This is a genomic window from Mesorhizobium sp. M7A.F.Ca.US.014.04.1.1 (assembly GCF_003998745.1).
GTDB classification, from domain to species: Bacteria; Pseudomonadota; Alphaproteobacteria; order Rhizobiales; family Rhizobiaceae; genus Mesorhizobium; species Mesorhizobium ciceri.
This window is the reverse complement of the sequence record NZ_RZRW01000083.1, coordinates 1-14,731: the sequence shown is the minus strand read 5'-3', so window position 1 is coordinate 14,731 and position 14,731 is coordinate 1. Positions and strand designations below refer to the sequence as shown.

At 59.6% G+C, this 14,731-nt stretch carries 10 protein-coding genes; 3 read left to right on the top strand and 7 right to left on the bottom strand.

What is annotated here, in order from left to right; all coding sequences use genetic code 11:
• The 6 genes from EOA22_RS08410 to EOA22_RS08385 all read right to left on the bottom strand — a co-directional run.
• Window positions 1–1,051, bottom strand: a 1,051-nt coding sequence (locus tag EOA22_RS08410; protein WP_245478608.1) for a Wzz/FepE/Etk N-terminal domain-containing protein, incomplete at its 3' end; no start/stop codon positions are given.
• The gene (gene asnB, locus EOA22_RS08405; protein WP_063167493.1) at window positions 1,026–3,023 is read right to left on the bottom strand and encodes an asparagine synthase (glutamine-hydrolyzing); all 1,998 of its coding nucleotides are present in this window, start codon (window positions 3,021–3,023) and stop codon (window positions 1,026–1,028) included. The genes EOA22_RS08410 and asnB, both read right to left, overlap by 26 nt.
• Window positions 3,024–4,283: an O-antigen ligase family protein gene (locus EOA22_RS08400; RefSeq protein ID WP_063167494.1), complete on the bottom strand. Its 1,260-nt coding sequence runs from the start codon at window positions 4,281–4,283 to the stop codon at window positions 3,024–3,026.
• On the bottom strand, window positions 4,280–5,488 hold the full coding sequence (locus EOA22_RS08395; protein ID WP_063167495.1) for a glycosyltransferase family 4 protein: 1,209 nt from the start codon (window positions 5,486–5,488) through the stop codon (window positions 4,280–4,282). The genes EOA22_RS08400 and EOA22_RS08395 overlap by 4 nt, the downstream gene beginning before the upstream one ends.
• A 416-nt stretch (window positions 5,489–5,904) precedes the next feature.
• Window positions 5,905–7,674 (bottom strand): calcium-binding protein, encoded by a 1,770-nt coding sequence (locus EOA22_RS08390; RefSeq protein ID WP_063167496.1) that lies wholly within the window; start codon window positions 7,672–7,674, stop codon window positions 5,905–5,907.
• Window positions 7,675–8,001: 327 nt separating this feature from the next.
• Complete coding sequence (locus tag EOA22_RS08385; RefSeq protein ID WP_164745800.1) at window positions 8,002–8,985, bottom strand: ATP-grasp fold amidoligase family protein; 984 nt, start codon at window positions 8,983–8,985, stop codon at window positions 8,002–8,004.
• 713 nt (window positions 8,986–9,698) lie between these two features.
• Here EOA22_RS08385 and EOA22_RS08380 point away from each other — a divergent pair.
• On the top strand, window positions 9,699–11,450 hold the full coding sequence (locus EOA22_RS08380) for a type I secretion system permease/ATPase (RefSeq protein WP_063167497.1): 1,752 nt from the start codon (window positions 9,699–9,701) through the stop codon (window positions 11,448–11,450).
• A complete protein-coding gene (locus EOA22_RS08375) occupies window positions 11,443–12,819 on the top strand; it encodes an HlyD family type I secretion periplasmic adaptor subunit (protein WP_013533102.1) in 1,377 nt (458 codons plus the stop codon). Before EOA22_RS08380 ends, EOA22_RS08375 begins: the two co-directional genes overlap by 8 nt.
• A gap of 175 nt (window positions 12,820–12,994) precedes the next feature.
• Here the strand turns inward: EOA22_RS08375 and EOA22_RS08370 are convergent, their stop codons facing one another.
• A complete protein-coding gene (locus tag EOA22_RS08370; protein ID WP_013533101.1) occupies window positions 12,995–13,945 on the bottom strand; it encodes a LysR family transcriptional regulator in 951 nt (316 codons plus the stop codon).
• A gap of 93 nt (window positions 13,946–14,038) precedes the next feature.
• Between EOA22_RS08370 and EOA22_RS08365 the strand changes: the two genes are divergently transcribed.
• Window positions 14,039–14,731 (top strand): dioxygenase (locus EOA22_RS08365; protein ID WP_127389919.1); only part of this gene is annotated, 693 nt, incomplete at its 3' end.

Sequence of the window (14,731 nt, the reverse complement as noted above, 5' to 3'; positions counted from 1 at the left end):
CCTGCCGAGCCGCAAGATCGGCAAGTTCAGGCCCGCCAATGGCTTCGGCCACGGAGACGAAAGAAGCCCCCTGCGCTCGAAGCTCCTGAACATGTCGCAGCCGAGTTTCCACAGCGGCGAGATCTGCGTTTGACATCGACAATTGCTGGCTGAGGTCGGCCCGTTCCCTGGCTGCATTGTCCGCCGAGCCTTGGTCGATGGCTCCGTGGCTCAACCGATATTTCTCAAGGCGGTCGGCCGCTGCCTGCAGATCGTTTTGCAGCCTGGGCAGGCTGGTGGTGATCGCATCGAGTTCTTGCTGGTCGGATGCCTGCCTTCTCCTTATCAGATTGTCGACATAGACCTGAGCGAATGTGTTGGCCACGAGCGCCGCCCGCGCGGGACTGTCATCGGCGAAAGCGACGGAGACTACTCTCGATCGCAGCTCCTGCCCGACCCGCATTCCTTGCCGCAAGGCTCTCAATTCAGAGGCATCCTCGGCCTGTGAATCGCTGATTGTTTTGTCCGCTCCTGGCCACAGTCGGTCCAGTAGACCACCGGCAAGCGAGCGTGTCCTCGGGGGAGGGATGGCAGACGGCTCAAGCCGGGAATTCCCGCTAGCGGAATTGTCCTGTCCGGTTTCAGCCGCACCTGTCTTGCGCAGTGCCGCCATGACGCGGCGCAGATGGTCTTGCGACGATAGCATCGTGATGTGGTCATCTATGCTTGAATCGACGAGGTCCTGCGAAGACGGGGCGCCGACGGGCAGTGAACCGCGCGATGGGGCGTCGATGATAAGCTGAGTAGTTGCTTCGTAGAGAACCGGGCGAAGACTTCCCAGCAACCCCGCCAGCAGCCCGCCCAACACAGCGAAGGCAACAATAGACCATTTTCGCCTTGCCAGAATCACGAAGAGTTGGTGCGACGCGGTGGCCGGCTCGACATATTCGCGCAATGACCGCACGTGCACTCTGCCTTCGAGAACCGGTGCTGGTGGTTGATTGATCCGTGGCAGCTGGATCGGGCTGATTGCGGAACCTACCATTTTATACTCCTGCCAGATCGGGTTCATGAATTGGGCCGGTTTCCTGTGCTTGCCGGTTGGCTCGGCTCCGCCAGGCCTGGAACATCAATGCGGACCACAATTCGCGCGAGCGGTTCTGGCCATCAATGTGATCGCGCCAGCAGGCGTCGATCTTCGCAGCGTCCAATACGTCACTGCTTTCTGCTCGCATGTCGGCGAGAAGATCGCTGGCCCAGTTGCGCAGCGGACCCCGCAGCCATGCTGCGATAGGGACATCGAAGCCCTGTTTCGGACGCTCGATCAGGTGCTGCGGGAGATAGCGGCGTAGCAATTGACGAAGGATCCATTTGCCGGCGCCATCACGAACTTTCATGTTGGATGGCAGCCGCCAGGAGAATTCGACAACGCGGTGGTCAAGCAGAGGACACCGGCCCTCAAGGCTGTTGGCCATAGTGGCACGGTCCAGCTTCACCAAGATATCGCCAGGCAAGTACCCCGCCATGTCATCGCACAGAAGACGGGAGAGCAGGTCGTCAAGCGGCGGACCGCCGTGGCCGTAGATTGGTTCGGTGGGCCGCTGACGTCCCAGGTTTTCAGCCTGTGGCCGCGCCAGCCGCTGAAACAATTCGTCTTCATTCGATGCCGTGAGCAGCCGGGCGAGACGTTCCATCCGGTCGCTCCGGATAAAATGCCTCGCGCTCGCAGAGAGTGGCAGTTTGCCGATGACATCGTCGCGTCCGGCGCGTGCGAAAAAACCTGCCCCTGCCGCCAAGGTTCGGCGCAGTTGTCGGGGCAGGCGCAGGTGTCGTTTCAACCGCTCCGCCATGAAGTGGCGGCCGTATCCTGCGAAGCATTCGTCACCGCCGTCGCCCGACAGCGCTACGGTGACGTGCTGACGGGCGAGCCTGGCAACGAGCAAGGTCGGTATCTGCGATTCATCGGCGAAGGGTTCATCCCAGACCTGCGGCAACTCGGGAATGACGTCACGTGCGGCGCTGGGCGAGAGGTGAAGTTCGGAGTGGTCGGTGCCCAGATGACGGGCAACGGCCGCTGCGTATGGAGCTTCATCAAAGCCGCCCTCTGCGAACGAGATCGTGAAACTGCGAACCGGCTTGCAGGATTGAGCCTGCATCAGGGCGATCACGGCTGAGCTGTCGATCCCGCCCGACAGGAAGCCACCCAGAGGGACGTCGGCCATCATGCGTTCCCGCACGGCCAGCCGAAGCCGGTTGTCCAGTTCGTCAACCAGATCTTCGTCGGTGCCGGTAGCGGGGTTCCGTCGCCCATCGGCTGCAACGTCAGCCAGTGACCACCAGCGGTGAACGCGTTGCGAAAGACGGTCCGCGCTGCGGTCTTCGGCACAATTCGCCGCGGTGACGGAAAGGACGGAACCAGGCGGCAGTTTGAACACGCCTCGCCAGATACAGAGATGGTCCGGCACCCATCCCGTTGAAAGCATTGCCGCCGCGGCATCAAGATCAAGGTCGGGAGAGAAGCCCGGAAAGGTGTTGATCGCCTTCAGCTCAGAGGCGAAGACCAATGCGTCTCGGGTCGAAGCAACATAGAGGGGCTTTTTGCCCATCCTGTCACGGGCCAGATAAAGGCTTCTTGTCTTCAGATCCCACAATGCGAACACGAACATTCCGGCAAAGCGTTTGAGGGCGGTTTCAAGCCCCCAATGCTCGATTGCGCTGAGCATCACTTCGGTGTCGCTGGCGCCTTGAAAGGTTTGGCCCGCACCCTCAAGTTCGCGACGTAAATCGCGAAAATTGTATATCTCACCGTTGAAGGTGATCACGTATCGGCCGCTGGCAGAATGCATCGGCTGGTGCCCGGCGGCTGACAGGTCGACAATTGCCAATCGCCTGTGGCCCAATGCGATTCCAGCCTCGCGATCGGCCCAGAGCCCTTCGCCATCCGGGCCCCGGTGACGCAGCGATGCGGTCATCCGCCCGATCGCTTGGAGCGGCTTTATGTCTGTGGCATCGGAAGCCAATAGAATTCCGGCGATCCCACACATTTAGGGCACCCTGGGCTCGGCAAGTTGCCGCCGAAGTGCGGTCGGATTTCCGGCAACGAGGCAGAAAGCCAGCGAAAACCACACGATCGGATGGCGGATGATCAGGTGAGGCATGCTGAAGATTATCGTCGACGCACCGAGCACCAGCAGCGCGTCGAATCCCGCTCGCCAGGCAAGCGACATTGCGGCTCCCACGATCCAGACCAATGCCATCACCGCAAGCAATCCGCCCTGCAGGTAAAGGTCAAGAACGGTATTATGGGCCTCGAAAGGTCGCTGCAGAAATTGACGGTCGGCGACGGGCGGGCGCTCGAGGTGAGGCCCAGGGCCCAATCCCAGCGACCCGGATTTCAACCCCGTTTCCACCGCGTCCTGCCACAGATAGAGCCGGAGTTCGAACGTTTCGAGTGTCGCTTCCCCACCCTGGTCCTTGGTAAGGCTCTTGGCAAAATGGGCGACGCTGGCCTCTTCGGTGAGCGCGTAGGGCGTCATCGCCAGCGCTAAAGGCAAGGAACCCGCCAACAGCACAATTGCTGCCAAGCGGGGCAGGCTGGCGCGACCGCTTGTTGCGATCCATGCACGAAGCCGCAATCCGAGAAAGACGAGGCAGCTCAGGATACTGGTGTAGAGATAGGTGTCGCTCTTCGTCAGCCGGCCGACATAAAAGGTCAGGATCAGGCTGGAGAATGCGAGCAAACGGCGCCATGGGTTGCGGGTGGTCGTGGCAAGGTGCAAAGCCAGGGGGCCAAAAAGCGCGCAATAGAGCGCAAGTTGGTTCGGGTTCTCGGACCAGCCCCGGAATCTGTCCCAGAACCAGGGGTCGACGCCGGGCTGGTGGGCTACCCCAAATGCCAATCCCAGCTGAATTACGAAGCTTCCATTGGCGATGGCGATCACCCACCAGGCACTGCGGCGAAGGTGACGATCGGCGTCGGGCTCCGCGGCCGCCAGGCATGTGAAGCCGGCCAGCAGCATGTAGGCCATCAGGTCATGTACCAGCCCGGTCAAGTAAAGGACGGTGGTCAGGTAGCCGACGATCGTGCCGATTCCCAAAGCCAGCGACAAGATCAGCCAGAAGCTCGCCAGTTGGACAAAAGCGGGTGTGACCTGGAGACGACCCCCGGCGAATATTCGTCCAATCGCCAGAACGATCCAGATCGCGATGAACAATTCGCCATAGCCGAGCGGCAATCCCGGAACGGCCAGTTGCGTCGCGTAGGACATCGCAACTCCCAGGGCGAGCAAGGCGTCCCGGATCATTGACGTGCTCCGCCCCGGTGATCTGCGAGGCTGCCCTCAAGCGCGACAGCAGGGAGCGGTCGCGGAAGCCCCGCGCGGAGTGTGTTTTCGTACAGGTCGCAGTACTGATCGACCACCAACGGCAGGGCAAATCGCTCCCGCACAAGTTCAGCGGAACGGACGCCCATTGCCTTTGCCCCAGCGCGGTCGGACAGCAAGTCTATTGTTCGCGAGGCAAGGGCATCGGCGTCATGCGGTGCAACCAGGTAGCCATTCCACCCGTCTTCGACGACGTCTCTGCAGCCTGGCATCCTGGAAGCCACGATTGGCAGTCCCGAAAGCCCCGCTTCCAGCAACACACGCGGTACTCCTTCGCGATACTGGGTGGGAAAGGCGAATACATCGGCCATGCCGAGGAGATCAGCGACATCGCGTCGTGGACCCAAGGCCAGCACATGAGATGCGTGCCGGTCGATCTCGGACTTGTCGATTGCGAATGAGCCTTCGGATTCTCGCGGGCCGACAAGCACAAATCGTGCTGCTGGTCTTTCGGCCACGACGCGAGGAACCGCCTCGAGGAGGGTTCCCACACCCTTCTGACGGGTCAAGCGGCCGACAAAGATCACCACTTCGGCGGACTGGAGGCCGAGTTCCCTACGCATCTTCGTTGCCGAGGACCCGAGATGGCGCACCGTTGCGAACGCATCGACATCGATTCCGGAACTGCGTATCAGTCGCGAGCTTCCGCGACCGGTCAGCCGAAAGCGCTCGAAGAACAGTTGGTCATCACGATTTTGGAAAACGGTCGCCGCCGTCCACGAAGACGCGAGCCATTGCAGCGCGCAATAGACCGGACGCAGGGCCAAAGCGCGAGGCGCCAGAGATGAGAACGTCCAGCCCAGCCCGTTGATGGTGCGAATAACCGGAACTGTTCCCCGCATGGAAAGGGGCGTCAACAGATTTGGCTTGGTGTCGAAACTCTGGATGATGTCGGGCCGAAGCTCCCGCATCAATCGGCGCATCGTTCCGAGAGCACGCCATTCCCCGCCGCCAGATGCAAACCGGTCGAAGGAGAACCTGTGATGCGAAATGTCATGCCTTAAAAACGGTACGGGAGAACCGCTCGAGACCGCCGTAACGCGAAAGCCTTTCTCTCGCAGCGCGATGAGGAAGGGAACTCTCAAGGCGTGATCCTCGCCTCCCACGCAGACCAGATGTGGGTTCATCTGCCTCTCCCCAGCGCACACGGCGGGCAATCGAGTAACTGACGCTCTCGATGCTGCCACGGCCCGGTTTCATCACCTATGAGCGCATCCCGCCCGAGTGCACGCTATGGGGAGGCCGGGTTCCTGTCCTCGTCCGTTTGAATGACACCATGATGTTTGGAAAGGGGTAGGACCAGTGAGGCGAGATTCCCTCGCGGTGGGGGAGCGCTAATGTCCCTCCTGTCTTGCCGACGCAGTCTCACCGGGACGCCCCCACGGCATTGCCTGAAGTGGGTACGATGAGTGGCTGGAGTAAGGCGTGGCGGACCTGAACTCCGCGGCTCGCTGATGGGCGCGAAGTTCGGACGCTCGGCCCAAACGACTGTCGGCGAGGCACCAAGACCTCGCCGACCTTTAAGGCATTCGTCGCTGGAGCGTCAGGTGACCAGGAAAGACGATGCGGTAATCGACAGATGCGGAGAGAGGCTCGCGAAATGGATCTGGTTTGCGCCTCCGACGCCGTCGCTGTCGAAAGAAAGAGCTCCGGTCGAACTGTTGTAGATAATGTGATCGGAACTGTCATGCGCCGCTTTGCCGGCAAAGAAAGCGTCCGACGAGAGGCCCCCCTGATCGAGACCGGCAAAGATGGAATGGTCGAGGTGGATCTTGTCCTGGGCTTTGTTGAAATCAGTGATCCTGTCGACGTTTCCAGCGCCAAGGGCGGTACTGAACACGAAGGCATCTCTGCCCCCGTGCCCGGTCAACGTATCGGCTCCGCCGCCACCGTCGATCTTGTTGTTACCGGCATTGCCTTGAATGGTCTGTCCGAATTCGTTGCCGGTCAGATTGATGGCGGCCTTGCCGGACGTCTTGGTGGTTGCGAGTTGCTCGATGTGCGAGCCAGCCGAAAGAGCGAAGCTCACCGAGGCAAGAACCTTGTCGAGGCCGCTTCCTCCCTGCTCCACCACCTTGTCGTGGGCATTGTCGACGTAATAGGTGTCATTGCCGCCATAGCCGGTCATCTTGTCGGCGCCACCGCCGCCATTGATCTTGTTGGCACCGCCATTTCCATAGATGGCTTGACCGAATTCGTTGCCGGTCAGGTTAATGGACGCCCTGCCACCGGAATTGGCGGTGGAGAGCTGCTCGACATGTGATCCCGCCGTAAGAGCGTAACTCACCGAGGCCGCGACCTTGTCGAAGCCCCCGTTTGGCGCTTCCATGACCTTGTCATGAGCATTGTTGACGAGATATTTGTCATTGCCCCCGGTTGCGTGGAAAACGTCTGCGCCGCGCGTGCCATGGAAGACATGATCGCTGCCCGACGGGGCCGGCCCGGTGGGAGCAGGGGTGCCGACGTGAGTAGGAGGTGTGGTCGGTGTGCCGACCGGATCACTGACCGGGGGCGTGACAGGATCACTAACCGGGGGCGAGACCGGGGCATGGGTGCCCTCGAGATTGTGCTGGAGGAAAAAGGCTTTCAGTTCCGAGGCGCTTTCAAGCGCGGTGTCGCCATTCTGCGTTCCCCATTTATAGGTATAGTCAAAGGCCGGCGACGGAACCAGTGCGGCCCAACGATCAATCATGGCCTGCTCCTGGGCAGCGGTGGGCATGACAAACTTGCCGCCAGCGCTGGTTTCCCAGTTGCCACCACCGAACGCCTGGTAAAGCGGGACGATCTTGTCAATCGGGATGCCCGCTTCACCGGCAGCCGCAACCATCTTGTCGATATGGGTGTAGTCGGGAGCCGAAGTGTTGTTGATGGGGTAATAGCCGATACCGTAGAAATCGATGCCCGTATTCGCCGGATTGTAAGCGGCGTGGGCCGGGTCGTTCGGGTTCATGTAGCTCGGGGAGCCATCCGTGCCCAAGTTCATCATCGTGATGAAGGTCTTGGCGCCGGGAACATGAGAATGAATCCAGTCGGATTCCGCCTTTAGATTTGCAGCGGTTGCGTAGCTGCCCCACTTGCCTGTCGGATCAGGCTCGTCGCTAAGGTAAAACCCGAACACATTTGGATTACCTATGAAGGGAGTGACTTTATCAATGAAAGACGAAGTTACTCCGTCGTGCTCACCGAGATAAACCAAGCCTTTCATGCCATCCGGCAAGGCATTGACTTGCGAAACGTACTGAACATCAGCCAGATTGAATCCGGCGGTTGCGATCTCGGCGGCTGATCCACCGGACGCGTAGTGGAGTGTCATCCAAAAATCCTTTGGTTGATTCGGTTATGCCCCACGTCTGCTTAGTTGACGGCGCATATTAGGCCCAAATCAAATACGACACCCGCTGGATAGAATCTTTGATCGCCGACAGGATTGCTGCACAGCAGGAGATGTTCCGCTTCGGGTCAACCGAAGTCTTTTAAAACAGTGCCGCAACAACAACATAAGCCCCTCTCATCCGGCTCATTGTTGAGCCGCGTGATTGGGAAATATCCGCCTTTCCCGACCGGGTTATCCCCAACTAGGGGAAAGCCAATTGGGGTGCCTCGGCACATGAACCGAGGCTTGCGCTGACGCCCTCGCGGCTCACCCGCCAACTTGACGGTCGAAAGATCGTGCCGCTTGCGGCGTGAAGCGGCCACCTATCGCTGCTTTAGGAGCACTTTCTGCTTTGATCCTATTTAAAAAATCGATGGCCCAACTCTCGTTTGAAATATGATCCGACCCAGCGCATGGAGAAAAAGTCATCTCTCCAAAATATATGTCACCGTTAATGCTGTACAAATCGACCCTGACAAACTCAACATCCCTAGATATCGTTTCCGCGATCTCGATCATTTTTTCGAGATTTTCCGGCCTTTCTACGTTTTCTGGTAGGTCATAACCATACATGACATCAATCTGCTTAAAATCCGGAAGAGAAAAGACAGCCCTTTTATGATCAACAAATCTACCGACGTCGACCTGAAGATAAATTGCCTTGCCGCGAACGCAAAAGAATTTGTAGTCACTTAATTCACCACCAGTAGAAATGTTGTCTTCGACAATTAATTTCTTTTCCATTTTATAATATTGTGTCTCTCGTCCGATATTAAAGTACGACCTCTTAGAGAAATTTAAGAATTCCTCTAGAGTTTTCCTATTGAGCGGTTTGTCGAGGAATATAATTTTTCCAGAGGAATGGGTCGGCTTCATCACGAAATGACGTCCGAGGAAAGGCTGGATCCAAAGTAAAATGTCATCTGCCGTCGTATTTCTATCTATCTTGAATACAGAGATCGTCTTTGGGATTTTAAGGCCTGCGATTCCACTAGCTATGTACTTAGCATAATGCTTATCAACGCAAATCTTCTCCAGGTATCCCCATCTATTTCGTATCATTCTGTCAAATATAAAATCATTTATCGTAGCCGATTGACTGGAAACCCGTCTTGGGAACCTGTTGTTCCCGTTAAAGAATCCCGCTGCTGCTATGGGGTAGTTCAGAACGTAGAAATTCGGGGTTATCAAGCTGACCCTATATATCGTTTCCCAGACAGCTCTTCTTAATTTCCGATACTTCTTTTCCACGCAACACCCCACTACGCGGATAACGCACGGCTAACGCGGCGTCCGCTCTGATAACGACGATGGCGAAGGCGCGATCCGCCTCCTTGGGCAGGTTGGCAGCCGTCACAGATGGGGCCGGTCGAACCCGTCGGCCAGCGCCCCGAGGTGAACGAGCCCTCCAGTCGCCATCCCTGCGCATGCGTTAAACCACAATACGTCAGGCTCGATCACCGTCCTCCTCCGTTTGAATGACGATCCGGCGTGCCGGCCTGACGGTCGTCAATTTGCCGCCTCTGGAAGTCTGGGAGACTGATGGTCTGCTCGGGTGATTGGTGTATCGGGGCGAGATCAAATACAGAATACAGAACGACAAAAGGTTTGATTGATCTAAGTTGTTGCTCCGCATCAGGTATTTTGTGTCAACGACCGTGGCGTCTTTGAAAGTGTGTGGAAGCAAGGACATAAGCCCCTTTTGCGTGTTCCATTCTGGACTGCGTTACTAGCGTGAATTGCCGTTTTTTGGGGGAGTTATCCCCAGCCTGTGCACGCTGCGGGTCGCGTTTCGTTGGTCCTGCGCCACGAATCCGCTGCATTTTCCTCAAAGTCGACGTATGTAAGCAGAGCGTAATAAGGGGGGCGACGGATAGCGGCTGCTATGCGCACCAAGAAAGGTTTGAGCCATCACAATTTACGGAAGTAACGGCGCGGCAGTGTCGCGCGAACGACCGCTGGTCATGAAAACATCGGGGGCCGGTTCTCCCGAGCTGCGTTCCGCCATTCTCGCCTGCATGCCTGGGCTGCTTGGCGTGGCGCTGTTTTCGGCAGTGATAAACATTCTCGCCCTGACCGGTTCGGTCTATATGTTGCAGATCTACGATCGCGTTCTGCCGTCGCAGAGCGTTCCCACCCTGGTGGGATTCACGATCGGCATGCTGGGCTTGTATGCGGTCTACGGGCTCCTGGATTTCGTGCGGCTTCGCGTGCTGGTCCGCATCGGCAGTCTTCTCTATAGAAATTTGCAGCAAAAGGTGTTCTCCATCTCCCTGTCCTTGCCGCTCAAGGCAGGACGTGATGCGGGCCGCTTGCAGCCTTTGCACGATCTTGACCGACTGCGCGGCTTTCTTTCCGGAACGGGACCGACGGTCATCTTCGACGCTCCGTGGATCCCTTTTTATCTGGTGATCATTTATTTGCTCCATCCTTTGCTCGGCTTGTTGGCAACCGTCGGCGCGATCGCCGTGGTCCTCCTGACGGCGGTTGCGGAAGTCTTTAGCCGTGGTCCGGCCGCGCGCGCCTCCGAAGACTTGTCGTCGCAACGGGCGCTTGCCGACTCCGCCCGGCGCAACGCCGAGGTTGTTCATGCAATGGGGCTTTCTGGTCGACTGGCTCGACGCTGGAGCGACGTCAGCCGCGCATATCTTGGTCAGCAGGAGCGCCTCTCGGATGTCGTCGGTGGCGCCAGTTCCTTCTCGAAGGCGCTTCGCATGGGTCTGCAATCCGGCGTTCTGGGGCTCGGTGCCTACCTGGTCATCGGCGGTGAAGCTTCTCCTGGGGTGATTATCGCATCTTCCATATTGCTCGGCCGGGCCTTGGCCCCAGTTGACGCGGCCATTGCAAACTGGAGAGGTTTTCTATCGACCCGGCGCAGCTATAGCGAACTGGCAGCTGTCATGGCTGCATTTGGCAGTCAGGACGATCCGATGGAATTGCCTCGTCCACAGGCACGATTTGCCGTCGAGCAACTGACAGTCGCGCCGCCCGGCCTGACAAGACCGACCGTTGTAAATGTAAGTTTCCACCTGTCGAGGGGGGCTGGAATGGCCGTCGTCGGCCCGAGCGGCTCCGGCAAGACGACGCTGGCCCGTTCGTTGGTCGGGGTGTGGAAGCCGCTCCATGGCTCGGTGAGATTGGACGGCGCCTCTCTCGATCAATGGAACTCGGAACATCTCGGCGCCCATATCGGCTACATGCCGCAGGATGTGGAGTTGTTTGACGGCACGGTAGCAGACAACATTTCGAGGTTCCGAGGCAAGACGGATCCAAAAGGCGTCCTTGCGGCGGCAAGAGCCGCCGGCGTCGAGAAAATGATCATGCAACTCCCTCAGGGATTTCAGACCCGCATCGGGGAGGGGGGAGCAGCCCTGTCGGCAGGGCAGAGGCAACTCGTGGGTCTCGCCCGAGCCCTTTATGGCGAGCCGTTCCTTGTCGTGCTCGACGAACCGAACTCGAACCTCGACGTGGATGGAGACGCTGCCCTGGCCGGCGCCATACGGGCAGTGCGTCAGCGCGGGGGCATCGTCATTGTCGTTGCGCATCGTCCCTCGGCACTCGCCAACATCGATCAGGTGCTGGTTATGTCGAACGGGACGGTTCATGCCTTTGGCTCGCGCGAGGAGGTCTTGGCGAACGTGCTCCGACCTTCACCGCCTGTTTCACCTCGGCCATCTTCTTTGGCGCCGATACCGGGGGTTGCCGGGCATGCATGAGGCTCTGCTCGAAACATTCGTCACCTTCTCGTCCTATGCCCGGACCCTTCGTGGCAGCAAAGGACCTGCCGTGAGCTCGCCAGATCTGCCGGACGGTATACGGGCCAACCTGATATTCGGCTTGGTGATTACAGGTCTGCTGGTCCTCGGCGGCGGCCTGTGGCTGGGATTGACCAAGATCGCCGGCGCCGTGGTTGCACCGGCCACCGTGGTGGTAGAAAGCAACGTCAAGAAGGTCCAGCATCAAACCGGAGGAACAGTGGGCGGGATCTTCGCGCAGGACGGAGATCATGTGCGAGCCGGCGACGTGCTGGTCAGGCTGGATGACACGCTGACACGCGCGAACCTGCAAATCATCAGCGAGGATCTCGATCGCGCGACCGTTCGCCTCGCCCGGCTGGAGGCCGAGCGCACGGGCTTGGCGGAAATGCAGCTGCCGGTCGGCCTGAAAGCGCGAATGAACCAACCGGAGCTGGCTGCGCTCGTCAACGGCGAACGCGCTCTCTTTGAAACGCGCTCTTCGGCTTTGGCTGGACAGAAGGCACAGCTGAGAAGCCAATCCCAGCAACTTGAACGTCAGATCGACGGTCTTAAAGCGCAACAGAGCGCGGTGGATGAATCGGTTGCCCTGCTGAGCAAGGATTTCGCCGACGTTGATTCCCTCTACGCCAAAAAACTCGTCTCCAAGGAGAGGGTAAGCAACATCAAGTTGGATGCCACCCGGGCCAGGGGAGAATCGGGTCGCCTCGCTGCAGCAGTAGCTGAAGCCCAGGCGCGCATCAGCGAAACGGGGTTGCAGATGCTGCAGCTGGATGACCAAAGGCGCACCGACGTGACGACCGAACTCCGCGAGACCGAAGCCAAACAGACCGAACTCAACGAACGGAGGATTGTGGCGCAGGATGAACTGACCAAGACAACGATCCGCGCGCCACAGTCCGGAACGATACAGGAATCGGCTGTCCATACCGTCGGCGGCGTTATCGCGCCTGGCGAGATGCTTATGACCATCGTACCTGATACCGACGATCTTGTGGTGGACGCGCTGATCCCTCCGTCGCGGGTCGACGATGTCCGGCCTGGGCAGCCGGTATCAATCCGTTTTCCGGCGTTCGACGTGGGAACCACTCCGGTCTGCCAAGGGTCAGTGAAACACATCTCGGCAGATCTGATTAAAGACCCGCAACGTCAGCTTTCCTATTTTTCGGCGCGTATCAAGGTTGAAAGCAAATCGAGCTGCCTGACCGAAGCGAAGGTGCTGAGGCCAGGTATGCCCGCCGAGGTTCATATCCGCACCGACGAACGCAATGTCTGGTCTTATCTGTTGAAACCCTTTGCGGATCAGATGTCCAAAGCGTTTACGCAGTGATGGCGAGGTGGAGGAGGGCGTGACCAATAGGATATCGGGATTTCTGGCGGCCCGACGGCTTTTGGGGGCGGGCGGCCGTCGAGCCTAACCGGCGACGCGGGGATGAAGCGCCTCCGGCTGGAGGAAACATGCGCGTTGTGTGACGCTACCGCATCATTCGAATAGCGAGGCTGGTTTACCGTCCCCAGACAACGGCATTCTCATGCCGTTTGATGATGTGCTTCAGGTTTTCGAAGGCGGTCGTGACGTGGCCGGCGAAGCGCTCTGCCGCCGGTGAGCGTGGTCCGCTGACCCGGCGAAGGATACCGAGTGAGCGGCTGGGCTGCGGGATTTCATAGGGCAGCACCGTAACCCGGCTCTCCTTGCGCTGCGCGAAGACTACGGAGAATGGCAGCACGGCCAACGCATCGGTTTCGGCAAGGAAGTTGATCACGCTCATCAGCGAGCCTCCCGAATAGCGGATGTTCAGGTCCGACATGCCGATGCTCATCAGGATCATCTGCAGGTCCGACATCAGCGGAGAGCCGGGCAGGGGAGCCACCCAGGGAAAGCTGGTCAGGTCATGCGCCCTGAGGCGGCGATTTCGCAGCAGGGGATGATCGGGCCGGCAAGCCACGACATTGCGTCCGGGCAGGATTTCGGTGAATTCGAAGCCGGGACCAAGGTCGAGCACGCCGATCGGCACGATGCCGAGGTCGATCTGGTTGCTGTCCAGCGCCGCGACCATCTCGGGCAGGTTCATGTAGCTCTGCTGAACGGTGACCTCGGGTTCGAGCTTCTGGAATTCTCCGATCATCCGGCTGATCATCGCGTCCATGAAGAACGGCACGCCGCCGACACGGACGACACCTTTGGTGCCTTTCATGAAGCCCTGCACCGCATCCGACGCCTTGCGCGACGCGGTGATGATCGTGCGGCCCTGCGCCGCCAGCTGGAAGCCGAGCGGCGTCGCCTGCAGCGGCCGGCGGCCCTTGAGGAACAGCGGCTCACCCACCCGCGCCTCCAGCATGGCCAGTGATCGGCTGACCGCCGGCTGGGTCAAGCCCAGCATGGCGGCTCCTTCCGACACGCCGCCGGCATCCAGCACCGCGGCGAGCTGCATGAGGTGGCGCTCGTTCAGCTTCATAGCAAAACGCTATACAAGGGACGTCACATCTCATCAAGCATCGCGTCGGGCCGTGCTATCCCGCTTGGCAAGGGGAAGGGAGGCCCCGGCGGAATGCACGGCCAGCACGACCCGAAGCGGGATGAGTCCCCCAAGGCGATATCGACGCAGGCCGAGGAATTCTCGCGGCGCCTGACGGCAATGGGCCAGTCCCGCCTGGCGGCGGCGGCGCAGGCAGCCGTGGATGGTTTGCACGCGCTGATCGTGGAGTTGCGGCCCTCCGGCGAGGAATTCCGCCAGGCGATCGATTTTCTGACCGAGGTTGGCCACTACGCCGATGCGCGGCGCCAGGAATGGGTGCTGTTCGCCGACGTCCTGGGCGTGTCTTCGCTGATCGAGGATCAGAACAGCCCGCGCCCCGCCGGAGCGACACCAAACACCCTGGCCGGGCCCTTCTACCGGGCCGACGTGCCGGAGATGCCACCCGGCGCGAACATCTCGCGCGATCACAAGGGCGAGCCGCTGGAGGTCGCGGGCCGCATCGTCGCGCTCGACGGCGCGGGGGTCGGCGATGCGACGGTCGAGATCTGGCAGGCCAATGCCGAGGGTCTCTACGAGAACCAGGAACCCGACCGCCAGCCGGAATTCAATCTGCGCGGACGCTTCCGTACCGATCCGCAGGGACGGTTCCGCTTCACGACGGTGAAGCCGAAGGGCTACACGCTGCCGTCGGACGGACCGGTCGGTCAATTGATGTCAGCGCTGGGCCTTGCCCTCGAGCCGCCGGCCCATATCCATTTTCGCGTC

Excerpts from the sequence above, each read along its gene's own strand:
- EOA22_RS08395 (WP_063167495.1), bottom strand. The coding sequence starts at position 5,488 with ATGAACCCACATCTGGTCTGCGTGGGAGGCGAGGATCACGCCTTGAGA.
- EOA22_RS08380 (WP_063167497.1), top strand. The coding sequence starts at position 9,699 with ATGAAAACATCGGGGGCCGGTTCTCCCGAGCTGCGTTCCGCCATTCTC.
- asnB (WP_063167493.1), bottom strand. The coding sequence starts at position 3,023 with ATGTGTGGGATCGCCGGAATTCTATTGGCTTCCGATGCCACAGACATA.
- EOA22_RS08375 (WP_013533102.1), top strand. The coding sequence starts at position 11,443 with ATGCATGAGGCTCTGCTCGAAACATTCGTCACCTTCTCGTCCTATGCC.
- EOA22_RS08370 (WP_013533101.1), bottom strand. The coding sequence starts at position 13,945 with ATGAAGCTGAACGAGCGCCACCTCATGCAGCTCGCCGCGGTGCTGGAT.
- EOA22_RS08390 (WP_063167496.1), bottom strand. The coding sequence starts at position 7,674 with ATGACACTCCACTACGCGTCCGGTGGATCAGCCGCCGAGATCGCAACC.
- EOA22_RS08400 (WP_063167494.1), bottom strand. The coding sequence starts at position 4,283 with ATGATCCGGGACGCCTTGCTCGCCCTGGGAGTTGCGATGTCCTACGCG.